Source organism: Paracidovorax cattleyae, assembly GCF_900104515.1.
Classification (GTDB): domain Bacteria; phylum Pseudomonadota; class Gammaproteobacteria; order Burkholderiales; family Burkholderiaceae_C; genus Paracidovorax; species Paracidovorax cattleyae.
The window spans coordinates 1-22,033 of the sequence record NZ_FNJL01000020.1; the positions used below are offsets into that span (position 1 = coordinate 1).

Annotated in this window: 17 protein-coding genes, 1 other RNA gene and 1 pseudogene; 11 read left to right on the forward strand and 8 right to left on the reverse strand. The window is 71.8% G+C overall.

Annotation, left to right across the window (positions count from 1 at the left end):
• The first annotated feature begins 150 nt into the window (after positions 1-150).
• Both BLR05_RS27515 and rnpB read left to right on the forward strand, forming a co-directional pair.
• Positions 151-276, forward strand: coding sequence for a hypothetical protein (locus tag BLR05_RS27515; RefSeq protein ID WP_279616025.1), 126 nt, complete (start codon positions 151-153; stop codon positions 274-276).
• A gap of 145 nt (positions 277-421) precedes the next feature.
• Positions 422-759: RNase P RNA component class A (rnpB, locus tag BLR05_RS16220), an RNA gene on the forward strand.
• A 79-nt stretch (positions 760-838) separates the two neighbouring features.
• Here rnpB and BLR05_RS16225 read toward each other — a convergent pair.
• The 5 genes from BLR05_RS16225 to BLR05_RS16245 all read right to left on the reverse strand — a co-directional run bounded on the left by BLR05_RS16225 (position 839) and on the right by BLR05_RS16245 (position 7,359).
• Complete coding sequence (locus BLR05_RS16225; protein WP_092836036.1) at positions 839-2,200, reverse strand: M48 family metallopeptidase; 1,362 nt, start codon at positions 2,198-2,200, stop codon at positions 839-841.
• A gap of 16 nt (positions 2,201-2,216) precedes the next feature.
• On the reverse strand, positions 2,217-3,458 hold the full coding sequence (locus tag BLR05_RS16230; RefSeq protein ID WP_092836038.1) for a YjgN family protein: 1,242 nt from the start codon (positions 3,456-3,458) through the stop codon (positions 2,217-2,219).
• Positions 3,459-3,508: 50 nt separating this feature from the next.
• A complete protein-coding gene (locus BLR05_RS16235) occupies positions 3,509-4,312 on the reverse strand; it encodes an RNA pseudouridine synthase (RefSeq protein WP_092836172.1) in 804 nt (267 codons plus the stop codon).
• Positions 4,305-5,975 (reverse strand): MBL fold metallo-hydrolase, encoded by a 1,671-nt coding sequence (locus BLR05_RS16240; RefSeq protein WP_092836040.1) that lies wholly within the window; start codon positions 5,973-5,975, stop codon positions 4,305-4,307. The genes BLR05_RS16235 and BLR05_RS16240 overlap by 8 nt, the downstream gene beginning before the upstream one ends.
• A gap of 73 nt (positions 5,976-6,048) precedes the next feature.
• Complete coding sequence (locus BLR05_RS16245) at positions 6,049-7,359, reverse strand: flavin-dependent oxidoreductase (RefSeq protein WP_092836042.1); 1,311 nt, start codon at positions 7,357-7,359, stop codon at positions 6,049-6,051.
• A 63-nt stretch (positions 7,360-7,422) separates the two neighbouring features.
• Here BLR05_RS16245 and BLR05_RS16250 point away from each other — a divergent pair, with 63 nt between their 5' ends.
• From BLR05_RS16250 to BLR05_RS16260, 3 genes and pseudogenes are all read left to right on the forward strand, one after another.
• Positions 7,423-7,962: a MarR family winged helix-turn-helix transcriptional regulator gene (locus BLR05_RS16250; RefSeq protein WP_092836044.1), complete on the forward strand. Its 540-nt coding sequence runs from the start codon at positions 7,423-7,425 to the stop codon at positions 7,960-7,962.
• A 69-nt stretch (positions 7,963-8,031) separates the two neighbouring features.
• Positions 8,032-9,054 carry a Bug family tripartite tricarboxylate transporter substrate binding protein gene (locus BLR05_RS16255; protein ID WP_092836046.1) on the forward strand — a complete coding sequence of 341 codons (1,023 nt, stop codon included), beginning with the start codon at positions 8,032-8,034 and terminating at the stop codon, positions 9,052-9,054.
• 73 nt (positions 9,055-9,127) lie between these two features.
• Positions 9,128-10,159 (forward strand): annotated as a pseudogene (locus BLR05_RS16260) (chromate transporter).
• Positions 10,160-10,190: 31 nt separating this feature from the next.
• On the opposite strand, the gene BLR05_RS16265 reads toward BLR05_RS16260, so the two are convergent.
• Complete coding sequence (locus BLR05_RS16265; protein WP_092836048.1) at positions 10,191-10,910, reverse strand: glutathione S-transferase N-terminal domain-containing protein; 720 nt, start codon at positions 10,908-10,910, stop codon at positions 10,191-10,193.
• Positions 10,911-11,019: 109 nt separating this feature from the next.
• Between BLR05_RS16265 and dapF the strand changes: the two genes are divergently transcribed.
• Genes dapF through BLR05_RS16285 form a run of 4 tightly spaced genes read left to right on the forward strand, consistent with a single transcriptional unit; the run spans position 11,020 to position 14,984 of the window.
• On the forward strand, positions 11,020-11,898 hold the full coding sequence (gene dapF, locus BLR05_RS16270) for a diaminopimelate epimerase (RefSeq protein WP_092836050.1): 879 nt from the start codon (positions 11,020-11,022) through the stop codon (positions 11,896-11,898).
• Positions 11,895-12,596, forward strand: a complete 702-nt coding sequence (locus BLR05_RS16275) for a DUF484 family protein (protein ID WP_092836052.1) — start codon at positions 11,895-11,897, stop codon at positions 12,594-12,596. The genes dapF and BLR05_RS16275 overlap by 4 nt, the downstream gene beginning before the upstream one ends.
• Before the next feature lie 7 nt (positions 12,597-12,603).
• The gene (locus BLR05_RS16280; protein ID WP_092836054.1) at positions 12,604-13,587 is read left to right on the forward strand and encodes a tyrosine recombinase XerC; all 984 of its coding nucleotides are present in this window, start codon (positions 12,604-12,606) and stop codon (positions 13,585-13,587) included.
• Between the two features lie 50 nt (positions 13,588-13,637).
• Entirely contained in the window at positions 13,638-14,984 is a 1,347-nt protein-coding gene (locus BLR05_RS16285; protein WP_092836056.1) for a glycoside hydrolase family 10-like protein, read from the forward strand.
• A gap of 18 nt (positions 14,985-15,002) precedes the next feature.
• On the opposite strand, the gene BLR05_RS16290 is transcribed toward BLR05_RS16285, so the two are convergent.
• A complete protein-coding gene (locus BLR05_RS16290) occupies positions 15,003-16,628 on the reverse strand; it encodes a methyl-accepting chemotaxis protein (protein ID WP_092836058.1) in 1,626 nt (541 codons plus the stop codon).
• Between the two features lie 434 nt (positions 16,629-17,062).
• Between BLR05_RS16290 and BLR05_RS16295 the strand changes: the two genes are divergently transcribed.
• A complete protein-coding gene (locus BLR05_RS16295) occupies positions 17,063-19,303 on the forward strand; it encodes a hypothetical protein (RefSeq protein WP_244160118.1) in 2,241 nt (746 codons plus the stop codon).
• Positions 19,304-19,354: 51 nt separating this feature from the next.
• On the forward strand, positions 19,355-20,542 hold the full coding sequence (locus BLR05_RS16300) for a class I SAM-dependent rRNA methyltransferase (RefSeq protein WP_092836062.1): 1,188 nt from the start codon (positions 19,355-19,357) through the stop codon (positions 20,540-20,542).
• On the opposite strand, the gene BLR05_RS16305 is transcribed toward BLR05_RS16300, so the two are convergent.
• Entirely contained in the window at positions 20,508-21,899 is a 1,392-nt protein-coding gene (locus tag BLR05_RS16305; RefSeq protein WP_092836064.1) for a diguanylate cyclase domain-containing protein, read from the reverse strand. The two genes, BLR05_RS16300 and BLR05_RS16305, sit on opposite strands and share 35 nt — an antisense overlap.
• Positions 21,900-22,033 lie beyond the last annotated feature (134 nt).

Below are 22,033 nucleotides of genomic sequence, written 5' to 3' on the forward strand. Positions count from 1 at the left end.
ACCGGGCCTGCAAGGCCCTTCATGCACGAGGCGCAGACCGCCCAGGGCCTCATCAAGCATTCAAAACGGCTGGCGCCCACTCGTGCCTATTCGGATTCATCAAACATGGGGTTGTGAGAGGCTCCCAAGGGGCTGCTGCAGGCCGGCAGCGTGGAAGGCCTGACGGGCGAGCGCCTGAGCGACGATCTGCTTACCGCCGTGATCTGGAGCTGGTTCGCGGCCACGGAAAGCCATAGCCGGCTGAGCCAGCCGGCATGGTGGAGAACCCGGGGCTGAGCTACGGGCTCTTCCACGCGGTGGCGCAGCCGGTGTACAGCTGGGGCGTGGGATGGAGGCGGACCAGGAACTGGTGGACGTCCATTTCGCCCGCGTGGAACCGGGGGCGCCCTCTTGCCCCTCCTCTCGGCGATAATCCTCCCGTGAAGCGCGCCAGACCGCCGCTGGTGCACGTGCCGAAAGGCCGCACTGGAGGAACGTCCGGACTGCACAGGACGGCGTAGCAGCTAACGGCTGTCCACCGCGAGGTGAGGATCAGAGCAACAGAGACGAGTCCGGAAGGAGTGCCGCAAGGCAGACCAGCCGGGGTGAAACGGGCAATCTCTACGCGCAGCAATACCAAGTAGGCCAGCGTTGACGTGGTTCCGCGGAGCTGGCGGGTAGGTAGCATCGAGCCGGGTGGGCGACCCCCGGCCCAGAGTAATGGCGGTCACATGCGGGCAACCGCATGCACAGAATCCGGCTTATCGGCGCGCTTCACACTTTTGTTTTTCCGTGCGCCTGCGTCCTGCAGGCGCCGCCGCATCCCTGGCGGCACCCGCATCTTTCACCGCACTTCATTTCAAGGCCGCGCGCAGTGCGGCGCATGGCCGGCGCGCAGTTCCGCGGCGCGCTGTTCCGTGCCGGGGTGGGTGGCGAGCAGGCCCATCCACACGCTGTCGCCGCTTCCCTTGCGCGGGGGCGCTTCGGGCGTCTCGCGCGCAGCCGGGTTGCTGCCCGGGGCTTCGGGAGGCTTCGCGGCCGTGCCGCCTTCGCCGCGCTGGCCCGCGGCTCCATCCGCATCGTCTTGTTCCTCGCGGCCATCCTTCGTGCGATCGCCTGCGGGCGCCTTGCCGCGGGGCGGCGCCTCCCGCTGCTCCTGCGCGATGGCCAGCAGCAGGTCGGCCATGGGCGCGGTGGGCAGGCGCGCATGGCCCATGAGCGCGAGGGCGTAGCAGTCGGCCTCGCGCTCGTGGGCGCGGCTGTAGGCCAGGCCGGTGACGAGGGCGCCGCCGGTGGACAGCAGGCTGGAGACATCCCCCAGCGCCAGGCCCAGGCCGATGTTGAGCACGCCCTGCTCGACCACGGTGCGCGTGGTGTGGCGGTACACGACGTGGCCGATCTCGTGCGCGAGCACGCCGGCCACGGCATCGTCGCCCAGGCCCTGGCGGGACGCGGTTTCCGCAAGGCCGTCGGTGATGACGACGGTGCCGCCCGGCAGGGCGAAGGCGTTGGCGCCCATGCCGCGCCGGAACTCCAGGCGCAGCGCGGGTGCGTAGCCCGCATAGCGCTGCGGCGCCGATGGCATGCCCTGCACGAGCGTGTCGAAGCGGGCGCGCAGCTGCTGCTGGCGCTCGGGCGCGAGGCGCGAGGGGCGCAGCAGGTCGCCGTCCATGCGCTCCAGCGTTTCCCGCGCGAGGGAGGTCTCCCATCCCGGGGGCACGGCCCGGGTGAGCTGGGTGGCCAGCCAGGGCGTGCCATAGCGGTAGAAGAGCGCCAGCACCAGCACGGAGGCGAGCAGCACGGCCGCCAGCATGCCCCGGCGGGTCTGCATGCGCTGGGCGATGCCGGCGCGGTGGCCGGCCGCCTGCAGCGCGGCGTGCCAGCGCGCAATGCCATCGCCCGCGATTTCCAGGCTGCCGCGCTCGCCCAGGTCCACCGCCAGCCGCGGGGGAGGGCGGCGCGGGTTCCAGGCCTCGGGCCAGTCCACCGCATCGTGCGCGAAGTGCTCGGGGTTACCGCCCCCGGCGCCCACGGGGTGCAGCATGAGTTCCGGGCCGCGCAGGCCGGGGGCGATGGCCGCGAGCACGGCGCGGCCCTGGCTGCTGCGCCCGTCGAACCAGCGCGCGGGCACGGGCTGCGGGGCCGTGCCGGAGGGCGTTCCGGCCCCCGGGGCGGCATGCCCGGAATCTGCCCGCGGAGGCGGCGGTGCGGCGGAGGTCATGGCGGGTGGGCGCCGTTCAGCCGATCAGGTCCAGGCCCGCGGCGTCGGCCAGGGCGTCGCCCACGCCGCTCTGCTGTTGCCGCTGCAGCTGCCCTGCCAACTGGTCCACGCCGCCCTTGACGTGCAGCGTCACGGATTCGAGCTTCATGCGGTATTCGTTCACGCGGGCGAACGGGCGGTAGAAGCCCAGCGTGAGCAGGGTGAGCAACAGGTTGCGGATGCGCAGGCCGACGAAGCGGCGCGCGCGCAGGTGGCATTTGAAGCGCGCCACGTGGCTCACGCCGATCTGGTTCCAGGTGATCTGGAACAGGCGTGCCTCGCGGTAGGCGCGCGCCGGCGCCGAGACCAGCAGCGCCAGGAAGCCGAAGAACACGATGCCCACGATGAAGAGCATGGCCAGCCAGATCCCCATGTGCTGCATCTTGCCGGACAGCAGCGCCAGCGACCCGCCGAAGGCGGCGCCCACGATGGCGCTCATCCCCGCCACGGTGAGCAGGAACACGCCCACGGTGGCCAGCCACACCTTCACGAAATCCATGTACACCGGCTTCCAGCGGCCGGGCTCGGTGCCCAGGCGCGAATGGAGCACCAGGATGCTGCGGTAGTTGTATTCGAGCCGGATGGCGCACAGCACGGTGAGCACGAGCGTCAGTGCGAGCAGCCCCCACATCGCGCCGGTGACCTGCGGGAGCCTGCGGCCCGAGGCGCCGGCCACGGGTTCCGGCGCCAGCGCCTGCAGCCCGTAGAACGCGGCCAGCCACAGGGCGGCGATGGCGAACACGGGCCAGCTCGCCGCATAGACCTGCCGCCAGCCAGCGGTGAACTGCAGCCGCAGCCCGCGCCAGCGCGTGTTGCCGAGGCGAAAGCGCATGGCGCTGCCCCAGATGAGCGGCGCGAGCGCCGCGCCCGCGAGGATGAAGAGGCCCACGGCGGTGTCCTGCCCGGTGCGCACGGCGATCTGGTAAGCGGCGGTGAGCACCAGCAGCACGACGAAGCCGAACACCATGCGGCGCTGCTGCGCGGTGAATTCGAGCGGGCTGCCGGCCACCAGCGTGTGGCCGTAGAAGTACTGCACGGTGCGGCGGCGCGCCCAGGGGGTATAGAGGCCCAGCGTCAGGATGCCCAGCAGCACGTTGACGATCCAGACGCGGAAGTATTCGCCGCCGCTGCCGGTGAACTCCAGCGGATGCGGCTCGATGCCGTGCGACGTGAACGATGACGCCATGCGTGCCACGTGGGGCTCGACGCGCTGATCCATGGATATGCCTCCCTCGAAGAGCCCGGCAGTTTATCGCGGCGGCGCGAGGATCAGAAGCGCTCCCAGGGCAGCAGGTAGCGCCACTGGCCTTCGGGCACCCTGGCGAGCGAGACGCGGCCGATGCGCAGCCGCTTGAGCGCCGTCACCTGCAGGCCCACGGCCTCGCACATCGCGGGGATCTGCCCGGGGCGGATGCCCTTGAGCGCGAAGCGCAGCCGCGTCTCGCTCTGCCAGCTCACCCTGGCGGGCGGCAGGGGCCGGCCGTTGAACTCCAGGCCCCGACAGAGGCGCTCGAGCCCGCCTTCGGCAATACGCCCTTCCACGGAGGCGATGCATTCCTGCTCGAGCAGCTCGATGTCTTCGGCCAGGCGGCGCGCCATGCGGCGGTCCTGCGTATAGACCACGAGCCCGCTGGCCGCGTCGGCCAGCGGCGTGAAGCACTCCTGCTGCCGGAAATGCCGCTGCAGCACCCGCACGGGCGGGCTGTCGCCCACGTACCGGTGGCCGGGCTCCAGCAGCGTGCCGGCGTCGGGTGCCCCGCCGCTGCGCGCCTGGCGCGGATCGCCGGCGGGGCCCTGGCCGATGCCGGCTTCCCAGCCGGCGGGCTTGTGCAGCAGGAGGGTGACGGGCGGCGCTTCCTCGGCCTTCGCGTTCTGCGCCACCACGACGTCCTGGTCCGGGCGGACACGGGCTCCCGGCGCCTCGGTCATCCGGCCGTCCACCTGCACCCAGCCGCCTTCGATGAGCCACTCGGCTTCGCGGCGGGAGCAGCCGCGCATCTCGGCGACGCGCTTCGACAGGCGGATGTGTCCGGCTTCGCCGGCGCCGGTGTCATTGTGGGAAAGATCATGCATGGCCGGCCTCCAGCGCGCGCAGGCGCTCCACATGGGCGAGCAGGGAGCGCTGCGCCACGGGCCACAGCCGCTCGGGCACGTCGGCATAGGCGTGGCGCACCCAGTCGTCCATGCTGCCGTCCGGCAGGGCCTGCATGGCCGCGAGCACTTTGGCCTCGCGTGCGAGCCGGTGCGCCTTCAGCCGGGCGATGGCCTCGCGCGCACCGGCGATCGCATGGCCGTGGGCCGGCAGGATGAATTCCACGCCGTGGCGTTCGCACAGCGCGTCCAGACGGTCGAGCGAGGCGAGGTAGTCGTCCATGTTGCCGTCCGGCGGATCGATCGCGGTGGTGCTGCCGTTGAGGATGTGGTCGCCGCTGAATAGCAGGCCGTCCTCGTGCAGCAGCAGGCACAGGTGGTTCGCGGCGTGGCCCGGGGTGTGGACCACTTCGAGGGTGTGGGTGACGTCGCCTTCCAGCTGCCGGCCGCTCAAGGTGATCCGCTCCCCATCGGCCAATGCCCGGTCGGGCGTGAACCGGCTGGCCGCGCGCGCCGTGGGGGCGGAGGGCAGGCCCAGCACGGGCGGGCGCGGGCGGCCGGCCGCGGCCACGCGTGCGGCCAGCGGCGCGGCGCCCGGTGCGTGGTCGGCATGGGAGTGCGTGCACACGATGGCGCGGATGTCGCCGCCCGCCGCATGCCAGAGCCGTTCGAGATGCGCCTCGTCGGCCGGGCCGGGGTCGATGGCGATGTAGCCGGTGGACGGATCGCCCACCAGGTAGCTGTTGGTGCCCGGGCCGGTCATGGCGCCGGGGTTGGCCGCGGTGAGCCGCTGCAGGTTGCGCAGCAGCGGCACGGACCGCTCGGGCTGCCAGTCGAGCGGGTGCACGATCTGCCCGTCGGGGCAGACCAGGGCCAGCTCGCCATAGGGTGCTTCGTGCTCCATGTAGCGTGCCTCGCGGCCTGCGAGCAGGCCGGCGCGCGGGCAACTGGTCCACAGCGGCTGTTCGTGGGCCACGGCGGCGAGCACCGCATCGGCGCCGGCGAATTCCGCCAGGCGCTCCAGCGTGCGGATGGTCGGGAAGATCATGAAGAACTGGCCTGCCGCATGCCGGTCCAGCGCGTCCCGCGGGCGCACCCACACGGGCTCGAACTGCTCGGTCTCGTCGGCCACGGGCTCCTGCCCCTGCGGCATGCGCGCGACCAGGAACGGCACGTCGAAGCGCCTGGGCAGGTCGCGGTCGGCCGTCCAGTGCGCGAGCAGGAAGACCGCATCGGCGGCCAGGCGCAGGCCGCGCGCGGCGCACTGCGCGATGAAGGGCGCGCCGCGGTCGAGCGCGGCGATGTCTTCTTCGGTAGCGAAGTGGCCGTCCGGGCGCCGCGCGAGCAGCACGCCCAGTTCCTCGAAGCTTTCGCGGATGGCGGCGACGGCCTGGGTGACGCGGTCCTGCGTCTGCGCCGGGCGCCGGTCGGCCTGCGAATGGGTGGCGGGCTCGGCGTCCTGCGGGTCGATCGCGCCGCCGGGAAAGACGTAGGCCCCCGGCGCGAAGCTGGCCTGCGGCGAGCGCCGCGTCATGAGCACTTCGAGGCCGCCGCCGGGCGCGTCGCGCAGCAGCAGCACGGTGGCGGCCGCGCGCGTGGCGGCAGGCTCGCGGTGGGGATGGAGTTGTTGGGAAAGGCGGGGCATCCGGGGATTATCGGCAGCGTCCCCTGCCCGCCGGCAGAGGGGGCTTCCCGCCCGTGCCCTGGCGGGCCCCGGTTCAGGCCGCGGCCACCGCCGGCTCCGACTGGCGGTGGCCCGCCGCGGTCTTGTAGGTGCGCACCCAGTCGGCCAGCAGCGCGGGATCGAGCACGTCGCCGATGCGCTCGAAACCATCGGGCGCGCGCTCTTCCACCATGTCGAGGATGGCGTCCAGGCCTTCCGCGCGGTTGAGCTCCACGATGCGCGCGGTCATGGGCCGGCGCCCGTCCTCGTAGGCGTCGAGGGCGGCCGGCAGGTCGTGCGGGCGGGCAGCCAGCGCATCGGCGATGGCGCGCGCGTCCAGCAACGCCTGGGTCGCGCCGTTGGAGCCGATGGGGTACATGGGGTGGGCCGCGTCGCCCAGCAGCGTCACGCCGCGGCCCTGGCGCCAGCGCGGCAGCGGGTCGCGGTCCACCATGGGCCATTCGAGGATCTGCGTGGCCTGCGCGATCAGGCCCGGCACGTCCACGAAGCCGAAGCGCCAGGTGCCGAAGGTGGGCAGCAGGTCGTCCACCGAGCCCGGCCGGCTCCAGTCCTCGCGGCCCGGGGCCGTGAGGCCGCCGCCGAAGCCATCCTCGCGCAGCCGGCGGTCGGCCACCCAGTTGACCAGCTGCAGGCCGTCCTCGCGCGGCGGGGCGATGGGGTAGACGACGAATTTCGCGCGGCGGTGGCCGGCCTGCACCATGGTGCGGCCGTCCATGAACGGGCGGGCCCAGGTGGTGCCGCGCCACATCATCATGCCGTTCCAGCGGGGCGCGCCTTCATCGGGATGGAACTGGCGCCGCAGCGCCGAATGGATGCCGTCCGCCCCGACCAGCAGGTCGCAGCGCAGCGTGGCGGTGTCGCCGGCAGCGAGCTCGGCGTGTGCCAGCACATGGCCGTCAGCCTCCTCCGTACAGCCGGTAACGCGGGTGCCGGCGCGCACCCGGTCTTCGCCCAGGCGCTGCAGGCAGGTGTTCCACAGCAGCATCTGCAGCTCGCCGCGGTGCACGCTGTACTGCGGATGGCTGTAGCCCGCCTCGGTGCCGCGCAGGTCTTCGTAGATCGGCTGGCCGTGCCGGTTGGCGAACACCAGGGCGCGCGTGCGCACGGCCATGGCGTCCAGCGCGGGCAGCAGGCCCAGGCTGTCCAGCACCTCCACCGCATGCGGCAGCAGGTTGATGCCCACGCCCAGCGGCTGGGGCCGCGCCGCGGCTTCGCACACCGTGACGCGGTGCCCCTGGGCACGGAGGGCGAGCGCGGCGGCGAGGCCGCCGATGCCGCCGCCGGCGATCACGATGTCCAGCGGTCGCGGCGTGGCCTGGGAGGGGGCGGGGGAGGGCGAAGTCATGGCGGTGCGTTCTCCGGGTAATGCCGCTTGACGCGGGTCAAAGCGGCCGCCTATTGTTGCGTCATGCAACAAAACCGGCGCTCCGAAGAAACCCGCGGTCCCGGCGCACGCCCCACCGCGGCCGCCCGCGCGCCCGATGCACCCGAAGGCTCGCTGCAGCCGCTTCCGGGGCTGCGCTACGGCGTGCTGGACCAGCTCATGGGCTATGCGCTGCGCCGGGCGCAGAACGCGCTCTACCTCGATTTCCAGCGCGCCGTGGGCGACGACGTCAGCCCGCAGCGGTTCGCCGCCCTGGTGCTGGTGGTGGGCAATCCGGGCCTGCGCCAGGGGCTGCTGGCCGAGGCGATGGGCCTGCACCGCAGCGGCGGCATGCGCCTGGTGGACTGGCTGCACGCCCAGGACTGGGTGCGCCGCGAGGCCGATCCGCAGGACCGGCGCTCCTGGCTGCTCCATCCCACGCCGCAGGGCCGTGCCGCGTTGGAGGCGCTGTCGGCCCGCGTGCGCGCGCACGACGACGCGCTGGTCGCATCCCTGGGGTCCGGCGGCAAGGCCCTGCACCCGCTGCTGGAGCGGCTGGCCCGCGTCGCCCCCGGCCCCGAGTGAAGATAGGCCCCCGCCGGTACGGGCGACGCAGTCCGGCACGATCCGAACCATTCCAAGGAGACACCCACCATGACCTTTTCCTTTCCGCGGGGCTCCGCCCCCCATCCCGCGCCGCAGGGCATGCGCCGGCGCGACGCCGGCCTGGCCCTGGCCGCGCTGTGTTTCGGCGGCGCCGGGCCCGCGGCGGCACAGCAAAGCGTGCAGCGCATCCTGGTGGGGTTTCCCGCGGGAGGCTCGGTGGATGTGGTGGCGCGCCGCCTGGCCGAGAGCTGGCGCGCGCGCAGCGGCATGACCACGCTGGTCGAGTCCCGCGCCGGCGCGGGCGGGCGCATCGCGCTCGCGGCGCTGAAGGACGCGCCGCCCGACGGGCTCACCGTGGTGCTCAGCCCTTCGTCCATGCTCACCATCTATCCGCACGTGTACAAGCGGCTGCAGTACAGGCCCGCCACGGATTTCATTGCCGTGGCGCCGGTGGCGCTGTCCACCTGCGGCTTCATGGTGGGCCCGAAGGTGCCCGATTCGGTGAAGACGCTCGGGCAGTTCGCGGAGTGGGCCAGGGGCCGGCCCCAGCCCGAGGGCTATGCGTCCCCCGCTGCGGGCGCCATGCCGCACTTCCTGGGCAACCAGTTCGCGCGCGCCGCGGGCATCTCCCTCACGCACGTGCCCTACCGCGGCGCGGCGCCCGGCCTGCAGGACCTCATGGGCGGGCAGGTGGCCTCGGGCTGCTTCAGCGTGGGCGACTGCCTTCCGCACGTGCCCACGGGCCGCGTGCGCGTGCTCGCGGTGAGCGACAGGGAGCGATCGCGCTTCCTGCCCGACGTGCCCACCTTTGCCGAGCAGGGCTTCGCGGGCATCCAGGGCGTGGAGAGCTATGGGCTCTACCTGCCCGCCCGCGCCCCCGCTGCGGTGGCCGAGCGCTGGGCCGAGGCTGCCCGCCAGGCCGTGCGCGAGCCCGCGGTCGTGGAGGCGCTGGCCAAGCTGGGTTTCGAGCCCGCGTCGGGATCGCCCGAGGAATACGCCCGCCAGCTCGCCCAGGAGCGCGACCGCTGGGCGCCGGTGGTCGCCGCCTCGGGTTTCTCGTCGGAGGAGTAGCGGCGGGGCCCGTTCCGGGCCCTTTCGCCGCGGAACCCGCCGAAAATCACGTATCTCTTTCGCGATGGTCTCCATGCCATCTCCCGCCGCCGAAGGCGTCCATCCGTCCGCCGTGTCCCTGCCGGAGGCCCTGCGCTTCTGGCTGAAGCCCGGCTTCATCGGTTTCGGCGGGCCGGCCGGGCAGATCGCGCCCATGCACGACGAACTGGTGGACCGGCGCCGCTGGATCTCCGAAAAGCGCTTCCTGCATGCGCTGAACTGCTGCATGCTGCTGCCCGGGCCCGGGGCGCAGCAGCTCGCCACCTACCTCGGCTGGCTGCTGCACCGCACGTGGGGCGGCATCCTGGCGGGCGTGCTCTTCGTGCTGCCCTCGCTGTTCATCCTGGTGGCCCTGGCCTGGCTGTACATGGCGCACGGCGATGCGCCCGCGGTGGCGGGTGTCTTCCACGGCATCCAGCCGGCCGTGACGGGCATCGTGGCGCAGGCGGCCCTGCGGATCGGGGGCGGTCGCTGCGCAGCGGCTGGCTGTGGTCCATCGCCATCGCGGCGTTCGTCGCGCTCTTCGCCTTCGATGTGCCGTTCCCCGCCATCGTGGCGGCCGCGGCGGCGGCGGGCTGCGCCCGGAGGCGTTCGGTGCCGCGGCGGCCACCGCCGCCCCCTCGGGAATGCCCAGTGCGCGGTGCTGCCTTATGTGTACCAGGGCGCGGTCGAGCACTTCCAGTGGATCACCCCGGCGCAGATGATGGACGGCCTGGCGCTGGGCGAAACCACGCCGGGGCCGCTCATCATGGTGGTGACGTTCTTCACCTTCCTGCCGTCCTTCGTCTTCATGCTGCCGTGCGGGCCGTTCATCGGGTCCACGCGCGGCAACCTCCGGCTCGCGGCGCCGCTGGCGGGCATCGCGGCGGCCGTGGTCGGGGTAATCGCGAACCTGGCGGTGATCTTCGCCCTGCACGTGTTCTGGCCGCAGGGCCTGCACGCGGGCCCCGATATGCGCATGCTGCTCATCGGGGCGGCATCGGCCGTGGCGCTGATGCGCTGGCGCGTGGGCGTCATCCCCGTCATCCTCGCCGCGGGGCTCGCCGGACTCGCGATGGGGCTGTGAGCCACGGACAGGGCCCCGGCGCAAGAGACCGTCAGGCCGGGTTCCTCGCGGGAATCTCCAGCCCGCGCGCCACCGCGGGCCGGGCCGCGAAGGCATCCAGCACCCGGCGCACGTGGGTGAACCGGTCGAACTCCACCAGTTCGCCCGCCTCGTAGAAGCCCACGAGGTTGCGCACCCACGGGAACACCGCGATGTCGGCGATGGTGTAGTCCTCGCCCGCCATCCAGGCACGGCCGTCGGCCAGGTGCCGGTCCAGCACGCCCAGCAGGCGGCGGCTCTCGGCCACGTAGCGGTCGCGCGGGCGCTTGTCCTCGTAGTCCTTGCCGGCGAATTTGTGGAAGAAGCCGAGCTGGCCGAACATCGGCCCGACCCCGCCCATCTGCCACATCAGCCACTGCAGCGCGGCATAGCGCTGCGCGCCCGCGGGGGCCAGGAAACGGCCCGTCTTGTCGGCCAGATAGACCAGGATGGCGCCGGACTCGAACAGCGCCAGGGGCTGGCCGCCCGGGCCGTCGGGGTCCAGGATGGCCGGGATCTTGTTGTTGGGATTGAGCGAGAGGAATTCGGGCGAGGTCTGGTCGTCCTGGTCGAAGCGCACGAGGTGCGCCTCGTAGGGCAGGCCGGTTTCCTCCAGCAGGATGGACGCCTTCACGCCGTTGGGCGTGGGCAGCGAATAGAGCTGCAGCCGGTCGGGATGGCGGGCGGGCCATTTGCGGGTGATGGGGAAGGCGGCGAGCACGTTGTCGGTCATCGGAACTCCTCGGGGGCGTAAGGGATGGATGCCGCCATCATCGCGCGCCCGGCCGGCCCCTGCCGGCGAGGGGCCATGCTATGCCCGCCGGGCAACGATAATCCTGCGGATGCAGATCCGCTTCACCAAAATGCAGGGTGCCGGCAACGATTTCGTCGTGCTCGACGAAACGCAGGGGCGCCTGGGCCTCACGCCCGCGCAGTACCGCTTCCTCGCCGACCGCCACTTCGGCGTGGGGGCCGACCAGATCCTCACCGTGCGCCCGTCGCCGGCCGACGGCATCGATTTCGAATACGTCATCCACAACGCCGACGGCGGCGAGGTCGAGCAGTGCGGCAATGGTGCGCGCTGCTTCGCCCGCTATGTGCGCGACAAGGGCCTCACCGACCGGGACACCATCCGCGTGCAGACCCTGTCCGGCGTGATCGCCCCGCGCCTGACGCCGGACGGCCGCGTCACCGTGGACATGGGCCGCCCGCGCTTCGCTCCCGCCGAGGTGCCTTTCGACGCCTCCGGCCTCGCCCCCGCGGCCCGTGGGGCGGGGCAGACCTGGCCGCTGGCCCTCGGCGCTGGCGCCGATGCGCAGGTGGTCGATGTGGCGGTGGTCTCCATGGGCAACCCGCATGCCGTCCAGCTGGTCGATGACGTGGACGCGGCGCCGGTGGCGCGCACCGGTCCGCTCATCGAGAGCCACGCGCGCTTTCCGCAGCGCGTGAACGCGGGCTACCTGCAGATCGAGGACCGGGCCCGCGTGCGCCTGCGCGTGTACGAACGCGGCGCCGGCGAAACCCTGGCCTGCGGCACGGGCGCCTGCGCCGCCGTGGCCGCGGGCATCCGCCTGGGCCTGCTGGACGCGCGCGTCGATGTCCGCACGCGCGGCGGCCTGCTCACCATCGCCTGGAGCGGCGACCCGTCCGAGTCCGTCTTCATGACCGGCCCGGCGACCACCGTCTTCGAAGGCCAGATCGACATTCCCGACGCACCATGACCCATCCGCATACCCCCGCCCAGGCCGTGCCTCCCATCACGGAAGAAGACATCGCCGAATTCCTCGCCAACACCCCGGGCTTCTTCGAGCGCCATGCCGAACTGCTGACCGGCGTGGTCCTCACCAGCCCCCACGGGCAGCGCGCCGTCAGCCTGCAGGAGCGGCAGGCCGAGATGCTGCGCGAGAAGATCAAGGGCCTGGAGCAGCGCATCATGGAAATGGTGCGCCACAGCCACGAGAACACCGCCATCGCGCAGAAGATCCACCAGTGGACGCGCGAGCTGGCGCAGGCCGGCGACCCGGCGCTGCTGCCGGGCGTGGTGGAGCAGGGCATCCGCCGGCTGTTCGACGTGCCGCAGGCGGCGTTGCGCCTCTGGGACGTGGCCGGCCCGTACGCAGGCGCCGCCTTCGCGCAGGGCGCGAGCGCCGATGCGCGCTCGTTCGCCACCTCGCTCACGCAGCCGTTCTGCGGGCCCAACCTCGGCTTCGAGCCCGCGGGCTGGCTGCCCGAACCGGCCACGGTGCAGTCGATCGCCCTGCTGCCGTTGCGCCAGGGGGCGCTCGATGGCGATGCGCCGGCCTTTGGCCTGCTGGTGCTGGGTTCGCCCGATGCGCAGCGCTTCGGGGCCGACCTGGGCACCGACTTCCTCGTGCGCATGGCCGAACTGGCCAGCTCGGCGCTCTCGCGTCTGCGCTGATCCGGCCATGGCGGATGCCGTGCAGCCGGTCGCGCCCACCGATCCCGACGTGCTGCGCTACCTGGAGCACGTGCGCGTGGAAAAGCGCCTGGCGCAGCGCACCGTCACGCTCTATACGCTCGATCTGGCCAGGCTGGCCGCCAGCGCGCGCGACGCGGGCGTGCCGCTGCTGCGACTGCAGACCGCGCACATCCGCCGCTTCGTCGCGCAGATGCACGCGGGCGGGCGCGGCGGGCGGGGCATCGCGCTGATCCTGTCGGGCTGGCGCGGCTTCTTCACCTGGGCGGCGCGGCAGGGCCTCGTGCCCCACAACCCCGTGCAGGGCGTGCGCGCCCCGCGCGCGCCCAAGCCGCTGCCCAAGGCGCTGGGCGTGGACGATGCGGTGCAGCTGGCGGAGTTCGAGGGCTCCTCGGGCAGCGACCCGTGGCTGGAGGCCCGCGATGCGGCGATGGTCGAACTGCTCTACGGCTGCGGCCTGCGCGTGGGGGAACTGGCGGGCCTGGACGCCGTGCCCGGGCCCGATACGCAGCGCCAGGGCCGGGGCTGGATCGATCTCGATGCCGCCGAGGCGCACGTCTTCGGCAAGGGGTCGAAGCGGCGCAGCGTGCCGGTCGGATCGGCCGCGCTGGCGGCCCTGCGCACCTGGCTGGAGGTGCGGCTGCAGCCCTTCGGCGGCGCGGCGTCCGGCCGGGCGGATGCCGCGCTCTTCCTGGGGCGCCGCGGGGCGCGGCTCACGGGGCAGTCCATCTGGTCGCGCCTGCGGCAGCGCAGCCAGCTCGCGGGTCTCTCCACCCCCGTGCATCCGCACATGCTGCGGCACTCCTTCGCCAGCCACCTGCTGCAGTCCAGCGGCGACCTGCGGGCGGTGCAGGAGCTCCTGGGCCACGCCAACATCACCACCACCCAGGTCTATACGCGCCTGGATTTCCAGCACCTCGCCAAGGTGTACGACGCCGCCCATCCGCGGGCGCGCCGCAAGCCCGGCGGCTGACGGCGGGGGCTTTCGTGGCGCAGGTTTTCCGCGCTGCAGAATATCGTCCCATGCCCCGCCACCTCGCCACGCCACTACGATCCCCTTTTGATCCGCGCCGCCGGCGCCTGTTCGCCCAGGCGGCCGGACTGTCGTCCCTGCTGGCGGCGCCGCTCCTGCTGGAAGGCTGTGGCGGAGGGGCCCGCGCTGGCGCGGCCGGCCCGGAGCCGTCTTTCACGCGGGCCCGGCCCCTGCGGGCCAGCTGGGTCTCCACGGTCCTGAACCTGGACTGGCCTTCCGCGGAGTCCGTCCGGATCACCGACGATGCGCAGCGCGCCGCCGTGCAGCAGGCGGAGCTGCTGCGCATCCTCGACGAGGCGGTGGCCACCGGCCTCACCGCGGTGATCTTCCAGGCCAAGCCGTGCGCGGATGCGTTTTACGCATCCGACCTCCTGCCCTGGTCGCCCTACCTGACCGGCACGCTGGGCCGGCATCCCGGCTTCGACCCGCTGGCCTTCGCCGTGGAGCAGGCGCATGCGCGGGGGCTGGAGTTGCACGCCTGGCTCAATCCGTACCGCGTGTCGATGGACGTGGGCGCGGACACCGTGCGCATGCTGGGCAGCACGCCCGCCGACGGCCCGCCCAGCATCTACCGCACCCGGCCCGGCTGGATCCGCACGGCCGCACGGCGCTTCGTGCTCGACCCGGGGCTGCCCGAGGTGCGGGCGTGGCTGGGCAGCGTGGTGGCCGAGATCACGTCGCGCTATGCCGTCGATGCCATCCACTTCGACGACTATTTCTATTACGAGACCGCCGATTCGCCCCTGGACGACACGCAGACCTTCGCCACCTACGGCGGTGGGTTCGCGGACAAGGGCGACTGGCGCCGCGACAGCACCCGGCTGCTGGTGCAGGGGTTGTCGGAGCAGTTGCGCGCCACCAGCCCCGGGGTGCGCTTCGCGGTCAGCCCCGCGGGCGTCTGGCGCAACCGGGCCGACGATCCGCGCGGCTCGGACACGCAGGCCGGCGCTCCCAGCTACGACGCGGCCTTCGCCGATACGCGCCAGTGGGTGCTCGATGGCCTGGTGGACGACATCGTGCCCCAGGTGTACTGGCCTTTCGCGCGGCAGGCGGTGGGCTACGGCACCATCGCGCGCTGGTGGGCGGACGTCGCGCTGGCCTCGCCCGGCGTGCAGGTCCACATCGGCATGGCGCTCTACAAGGCGGGGCGGCCCACGGCCCAGGAGCCCGACTGGGGCGTGGAGGGCGGCGTGCCGGAAATCCGCCGCCAGATCGACCTCAACGAATCCACGCCCGGCATCCACGGCAGCGTGCTGTTCCGCCACGCCTTCCTGCGGGACCCCGCGGCCGCGGCCGTCGCGGCCTGGCTGCGGCAGCGGTGGGTGCCCGCGCCCTGAGGCAGCCTCCCTGTTGGCTCACCCGTGCTGCAGCAGCGCCCGGGGGGCGGAAGCCGGCGGCAGCGCCGCGCCGGCCAGGGCGAGCCGTTCGACCGGCAGCCGGAAGCTGGCCACGGTGCCGACCAGCTCCCGCGCGCGCTGGCTCAGGGCCGCGGCGGCGGCGGCCATCTCCTCGACCAGCGCCGCGTTGTGCTGGGTGGAGCGGTCCATGTCGTTCACCGCGTCGTTGATCTGGTCCACGCCCTGGCTCTGCTCCTGGCTGGCGGCGGTGATTTCCCCCACCAACTGCGACAGCCCCTGGATCGACTGCACCACGCTTGCCATGGTCTGGCCGGCGCGGCCCACCAGCTCGGTGCCCGCGGCCACGCGGTCCATGCTGGTGCCGACCAGGCCCTTGATCTCGCCGGCCGCCTGGCCCGCGCGCTGGGCGAGACGGCGCACTTCCCCCGCCACCACGGCGAAGCCCCGGCCCTGCTCGCCCGCGCGGGCCGCTTCCACCGCGGCGTTGAGCGCGAGCAGGTTGGTCTGGAAGGCGATGCTGTCGATGATGCCGGTGATGTCCGCGATGCGCCGGCTGCTGTCCTGGATCTGCTGCATGGTGCCCACCACTTCGGTCACCACCGCGCCGCCCTGGGCAGCGACGCGCGACGCGGCCTGCGCCACGCGGTCGGCCTCCAGCGCATTGCCCGCGTTCTGCCGCACGGTGCCGTTCAGTTGCTCCATGGAGGCCGCCGTCTGCTGCAGCGCACCCGCCTGGCCTTCGGTGCGCGCCGAGAGGTCGCTGTTGCCCTGGGCGATCTGCAGCGCGGCGGAGGAAACGCTCTCGGCGCTCTCGTGGATGGCCGCCACCATGGCGGCGAGCTGGTCGCGCATGCTCCGCAGCTGGGCCATCAGGCTCGCCGTATCGCCCTGGCGCGCGGGAATCTCGATGGTGAGGTCGCCCTGAGCCACGCTGCGCGCCACGGCCGCGGCCGCGCCGGGTTCTGCGCCCAGCTCCCGCAGGATGCCGCGCACCACCAGTGCGCCGAAGCCGATGGCGAACACCATGCCCGCCAGCACCGCCGCGATGACGCCCGAGCGGGTGCCGGCGTACTGGATCTCGGCCGCCTCGTAAGTGCTGCGCGCCGTGTCCAGCTGCACCTGCGTGAGGGCCGCGAGCACCGCCTGCAGCGGGTCGAGCGCCGGATACATCTCGCGGGCGGCGAATGCCGTCAGGCCGGGGATGTCACCGGCGCGCAGCAGCGCCTCCAGGGCCTGCACGGCGGCGTCGGCGCGCGCCTGCAGCGGCCCGAATTCCGAGAGCAGCCGGCGCTCCTCGACATGCATGCCGGTCGCCAGGTAGGCGGCCCACTGCTCCCGCACCTCCTTGCGCGCCGCTTCGACCGACTCCAGGCCCTGCTGCGGCGTCAGCGCACCGTCGCGCACCTTGTGGGCGGTGTCCACGATGTTCACCGCGTAGGCGTCGGCCACCCGCTTGATCTGCTGCAGCGGCACGACCCGGTCGTGGTAGACGGAAACCAGGCCGGCATTGGAGTGGCCCATGCCCATCAGGCCGGCGGCGCCGACCCCCGCGGCCAGCAGGCAGAGGGTGGCCAGGAGCCAGCCGAGACGCGTCGAGACCTTGAGCCGGTGTAGGTAGTGCATGGGATTTCCCTCGGTAGTGGATGTGGATCTTTTCTTGGCGGGCCTTTTCGGGGCCTGCAGGCACGGATCCTAGGAAAGCCCGGCACCGGCTTTCTCAACAATCCTCAAATCTTCTTCATCGCACAATTTCTTGCGCATGGAAGCCACGTTCTTCGTGGATTTCATGTAAGCGAATGGTCGGCGGATGGCCCGAAACCGCGGAAAATGCGCACCTCACGACAACCACGGATGCGCCCCGGTGCGCATGTTGCATGACTGAATCAAAGAAGACCGCGCCGTCCCGGGCAGGCTTGCGGTGGTGGCTGGGCGTCGGCCTGGCGGTCATGCTGTTGTCCTGCTTCGGCGTGGCGGGTAGCCAATGGGCCGCAGCGAAGCTGAAGGAAAGACAGGTCGTTCCCTCCCCGGATGCCAGGTCGGGTCGTGCGTTCGGCCATGTGGATTCGTTGCAACGTGTTTCTGATGGATCGCTGCGCATCCAGGGGTGGGCGATCAGCCCGGACGGCATCCGGAACCTGGAGGTCCATGTCAATGGGCAGCCCCTGGTGATCCCCTACGGACTGCTCCGCCTGGATGTCTACCGGGCCCATCCGGGCATGCGCGGCGCCCCGACGGCCGGTTTCGACGGCAAGCTTCCCATGGGCGACATCGATCGGCAGACGGACCTGGAAGTCGTGGTCGTCGATCGGAAGGGCGGGAAGACGACGCTGCTGAGGCAATCGTTTTTCCCCCAGGCCTATAACACCCGCTGGGGTGATTTCAGGCCCGGGCGGAGCGTGGATGCCGACGACGTGTTCTTTTTTCCCATGGCCACGAGCCATGTGGAGGGAGGGGGTGCCGACGGCATCCGTGAAACCTACGCTCCCTATGAGAGCCGCACCGTCAAGGCCGGGATCCGCGTCCAGATCCTCTACATGCGCACCACCACCGGCGCACCGGGGGACTATGCGTTCGACCCGGATTTCGTCCCGGACAAGAAATGCGGCAAGCGGCTCATCGCGGAAGACGGCCTCCACGGCGTGATGCGGTACGCCATCGAGAAGAAGATGCCCGTCCTGTTCACGCTCAACGGCGGGATCTGGGCCGATGCCCCGTGCGACGCGCCCCAGTGGGACATCAACGATGTGCTGGAGCAGGACGAGACGCTCTGCCAGTGGAACGACAGGAATGGGGTGATGCCCGACTCGGCGATCGAGGGGCAGCCCGGCTCGTTCGAGTCTCCGGAGCTGGGGCGTGCCCTGAGCCTGAATGTGTTCGCAGAGCGGGCCCGCTTCTACAAGAAGCGCAACCTGCAGCAGGCCGCCGCATTGATCCAGCGCTTTGCCATCGAGCACCCTGACCTGTTCATCGGCATCAGCCTGGACCCGGACGTGTACATCAACCCCTTCTTCGAGGGGCGGCAGTGGTACGACTACAACCCGCAGACCTTGCGCCAGTTCCGCGACTGGCTGCGCGGCAGCGGGCCCTACGCGAACGAAGGCGGGCCCGGCGTGCCGGACCTCCGGGCCTACCGGCGGCCCCAGCCGTTGACCCTGGCGGATATCGACAGGATGAGGGGCCGGCACCACGCCAGCTGGGAAGAGGTCGATCCTCCGCGCCGGTTCCCGAAAGCGCCGCACCCGTTCTGGCAGGAGCCCTGGACGCAGGCCTGGGAGCAATTCCGCCGCCATCTCGTGAAGCTGCATTACGACGAGCTGTCGCAGTGGGTGGCGCAGACCGGCGTGCCGGCCAGCCGCATCTATTCCGCGCAGGGCTTCATGCCCCCGGGCCTGATGGAACCCTTTGCCGTGCGCCTCGACAGCCCGGCCAAAAGCTACGATTCCGGGGGTATCTCGATCGAGGGCTCGGCGCCGGTGCAGGGGCGCCTGGGCGCGATCATCTATGGCGACAGCGCCACCAATTCGATCCCCATGGAAGGCAAGGGCTCGCTGTTCGACGAATTCCGCCGCTACAGCCCGGAATGGGCCGCGGTGGAATACAACACGGCCGACCTGACCGCACCCCGGCGCATGGCGAACTATGACCGGGCCTATCGTTCGCTGAGGGAGATTTCCAACTATGGGGCGCGCCTCGTCTCTCCCATGGCCTGGAACGGCAGCCCGGGCGAAGCGGCGAATACGAAAGGCTATGTCAGCTACACGTCATTGCGCCGTACGCCGCTCGAAGAGGCCATCCAGCATTTCATGATGTCCCGGTATGACCTTCCCCGCGGCGCACGCCTCTGGACCTTCGGAGCGGGAAGGCACCATGACACGGATGGGTGGCAGGCCGACGCAGGAACACCGGTGGCCGCCACCCCGGACGGGCTGCGCCTGGTCCTGGACGGCGCAGGCCGTGCCGGCGCCTTATCGCCCGCCGAACTGGCCATGCGCCCGGGCGCGTTCGACGCACTGGTCGTGCAGGCCGACGGCGGCGGCGAAGACCTGAGGCTGGCGGTGGACGTGCAGACCGCAGGAGGCGCCTGGCAGCCGCTGGTGGCCGAGACCCCCGTTCGGCAGTGGGAGCACCGGAGCGCGGGATGGCGCATACCGCTGCCGGCGGCTTCCGCGCAGGATTCCGAGTCGTTCGACCGTCTGCGGCTGGTCTGGCGGGGCCCGCCTGGCGCCACCATGGATCTGGCCCTCGTGGCGCTCTACCCGGCGCCGCGTGCGGCCGCGGTGGAACCTGGCGCCCGCTGAGCCGTCGCGGCGCCGGCCCGGGCGCCCCGCGGCTCCCGGACAATACGGCCCATGAAAACCATCCGCCTGCGTCCTGGCAAGGAGCGTTCCCTCCTGCGCCGCCATCCCTGGATCTTCGAGTCCGCCATCGCCAAGGGCGGTGGCGACAGCGGCGAAACCGTGCGGGTGGAATCGGCGGAAGGCCGCTTCCTGGCCTGGGCCGCCTTCAGTCCCGCGTCGCGCATCCGCGCCCGTGCCTGGAGCTTCGACGAGGCGCAGCGCATCGATCCCGCGTTCTTCGCCGCGGCCGTGGACCGTGCGGTCCGGGCGCGTGAACGCTTCGCCATCGAGAGCGACGGCGTGCGCCTGGTACATGGAGAGTCCGACGGCCTGCCCGGCCTGATCGTGGACCGCTACGGCGATACGCTGGTGGCGCAGTTCACCAGCGCCGGCACCGAGCGCTGTAAAGCCGTGATCGCCGATGCCCTGCTGAAGGCCACCGGCCTGCAGAAGCTCTACGAGCGCTCCGACGCCAGCGTGCGCCAGCTGGAGGGCCTGGAGCCCGCGACGGGATGGCTGCGCGGCGAAGGCCCCACGGAGCTGTCCATCCGGGAGCATGGCTGGCGCCTGACGCTCGACATCGCCGAAGGCCACAAGACCGGCTTCTACCTCGACCAGCGCGACAGCCGCCACCGGTTTTCCGAGGCCGTGCGGCGGCTCGGCGCGCGCCAGGTGCTCAACTGCTACTGCTACACCGGCGGCTTCACCGTGGCGGCGCTCGCGGGCGGGGCCGCGCAGGTCACCTCCATCGATTCGTCGGGACCGGCGCTGGAGCGCGCGCGCTCGCATGCGGCCCTCAACGGCTTCGATGCCGGGCGCACGGAATTCCTCGACGCCGACGTGAACGCCTCCCTGCGGCGGTTCCTGCAGGAGGGGCGGCGCTTCGATGCCATCGTGCTCGATCCGCCGAAGTTCGCCCCCACGGCGGCGCATGCCGAGCGTGCCGCGCGGGCCTACAAGGACATCAACCGCCTGGGCCTGCAGTTGCTGGCGCCCGGAGGGCTGCTCTACACCTTCTCCTGCTCTGGCGGCATCAGTGCCGACCTGTTCCACAAGATCGTGGCGTCGGCCGGTGCCGATGCGGGGGTGGACGGCTACATCCTGGAGCGCCTGGGCGGCGCTCCCGACCACCCCATGACCCTGGAATTCCCCGAGGGGGAGTACCTCAAGGGGCTGGCGGTGATGCGCAAGGGAGCGTGAAAGGCGCCTGCGGCTCGCTGTCGGCGCCGGCCATCTCGACGCGGCCGCGGCCGCTGCGCTTGGCGGCGTAGCAGGCGGCGTCCGCGTCGGCCATGAGATTTTCCAGCGGCTCGTGCGTGTGGCCGAACAGCCGCACGCCGATGCTCGCGCCGATCCGGAACGAGCGTTCCGATGCGTGGAAAGGCTCGCTGCGCAGGACATCCACGATCTGCAGTGCGATGCCCCGCGCCCCATGCCGGGTGCAGTGCCGCAGGAGGACCACGAATTCGTCGCCGCCCAGCCGCACGAGCACGTCGTCCCCGCGCACGCAGCGGCGCAGCCGGACCGCCACCTGGCAGAGCACGTGGTCGCCGGCCGCATGGCCGGCTTCGTCGTTCACGGCCTTGAATCCGTCCAGGTCGATGAACAGCAGCGCATGCGAGCCGGGCTGGGCCGAGAGCTCCTGGACCTTCGCGCCGAGGCTGCGGCGGTTGGGCAGGCCGGTCAGCACATCGTGGCGCGTTTCCGTGCGCAGCTGCTCGGCCAGCACGCGCAGCTGCTCCTCGCTCTCGCGTGCACGCAGTTCGGCCGCGCGCAGCTCGCTTTCGTTGCGCTTCACTTCGGAGATGTCCGTGTGCAGGGCGTAGCTCTGCCCGCCGGCGCTGCGGTTCATGGTGACGCGCATCCAGCGGCCGCCCGGCAGGGGCACTTCGAAGGGGGCCCCCGCGAAGAAGGCCGCATCGTGCAGTGCCGCGGCCACGTCCTGGGCGCGCCGCAGCCGCTCCTGGGCATCGGGCGACGCATCCCAGAGCTGCCGGACGATCTGCACGTAGGTTCGCTGCGCCAGCGCTTCCCTGGAGGGCAGCCCGTGCATCATCACGAACAGGTCGTTGGCGTACAGGATGCGCCCTTCGTCGTCCAGCACGGCCGCGGCTTCGCCCAGGTCCTCCAGCATCTGACGGGTGCCGGAAGCCGGCAGCGCCGCCTGTCTCTCCGCGGCCGGCGCGTCCGGGCCGTCGTCCACGTGCGCCACGTGCTGCCAGACGCGGATGCGATGGCCCCCCTGCAGCGGCACCGCGGCCACGCGCAGCCAGCGCCCGAGGTGCTGGAAGACATAGGGCCGCGTCTGCAGGCGGTTGCGCACCAGGCCGTCGGCGATGAAGCGGCCGATGTGCGGCAGGTCGTCGGGCGGCAGGCGGCCCAGGTAGAAGCGCCGCAGGTTGTCGGCGTAGGGCTCGCCGGCATGGATGTGGCCCTCGTGTTCCGGGAAGAAGCGGAGGAACGATGGATTCCACAGCACGGTACGTTCCTGGGCGTCGAACACGCACATGGCGATGCCCAGCGAATCCAGGAGCGTGGCGGTCAGGTCGAAATCCATGGCCTGGAAAGTGGCTGGGGAACGGCTCGGAGGGCTGTCGGAATCTGGAAATCAATGTAGCGCATTTCCTGCCGCGCCAACCGGGGAAAAGACAGGCTTTGGCGCGTGAAATCCGGGGGTGTTGACAGCCTCGC

Excerpts from the sequence above, each read along its gene's own strand:
- BLR05_RS16225 (WP_092836036.1), bottom strand. The coding sequence starts at position 2,200 with ATGACCTCCGCCGCACCGCCGCCTCCGCGGGCAGATTCCGGGCATGCC.
- BLR05_RS16230 (WP_092836038.1), bottom strand. The coding sequence starts at position 3,458 with ATGGATCAGCGCGTCGAGCCCCACGTGGCACGCATGGCGTCATCGTTC.
- BLR05_RS16235 (WP_092836172.1), bottom strand. The coding sequence starts at position 4,312 with ATGCATGATCTTTCCCACAATGACACCGGCGCCGGCGAAGCCGGACAC.
- BLR05_RS16240 (WP_092836040.1), bottom strand. The coding sequence starts at position 5,975 with ATGCCCCGCCTTTCCCAACAACTCCATCCCCACCGCGAGCCTGCCGCC.
- BLR05_RS16245 (WP_092836042.1), bottom strand. The coding sequence starts at position 7,359 with ATGACTTCGCCCTCCCCCGCCCCCTCCCAGGCCACGCCGCGACCGCTG.
- BLR05_RS16250 (WP_092836044.1), top strand. The coding sequence starts at position 7,423 with ATGCAACAAAACCGGCGCTCCGAAGAAACCCGCGGTCCCGGCGCACGC.
- BLR05_RS16255 (WP_092836046.1), top strand. The coding sequence starts at position 8,032 with ATGACCTTTTCCTTTCCGCGGGGCTCCGCCCCCCATCCCGCGCCGCAG.
- BLR05_RS16265 (WP_092836048.1), bottom strand. The coding sequence starts at position 10,910 with ATGACCGACAACGTGCTCGCCGCCTTCCCCATCACCCGCAAATGGCCC.
- dapF (WP_092836050.1), top strand. The coding sequence starts at position 11,020 with ATGCAGATCCGCTTCACCAAAATGCAGGGTGCCGGCAACGATTTCGTC.
- BLR05_RS16275 (WP_092836052.1), top strand. The coding sequence starts at position 11,895 with ATGACCCATCCGCATACCCCCGCCCAGGCCGTGCCTCCCATCACGGAA.
- BLR05_RS16280 (WP_092836054.1), top strand. The coding sequence starts at position 12,604 with ATGGCGGATGCCGTGCAGCCGGTCGCGCCCACCGATCCCGACGTGCTG.
- BLR05_RS16285 (WP_092836056.1), top strand. The coding sequence starts at position 13,638 with ATGCCCCGCCACCTCGCCACGCCACTACGATCCCCTTTTGATCCGCGC.
- BLR05_RS16290 (WP_092836058.1), bottom strand. The coding sequence starts at position 16,628 with ATGCACTACCTACACCGGCTCAAGGTCTCGACGCGTCTCGGCTGGCTC.
- BLR05_RS16300 (WP_092836062.1), top strand. The coding sequence starts at position 19,355 with ATGAAAACCATCCGCCTGCGTCCTGGCAAGGAGCGTTCCCTCCTGCGC.
- BLR05_RS16305 (WP_092836064.1), bottom strand. The coding sequence starts at position 21,899 with ATGGATTTCGACCTGACCGCCACGCTCCTGGATTCGCTGGGCATCGCC.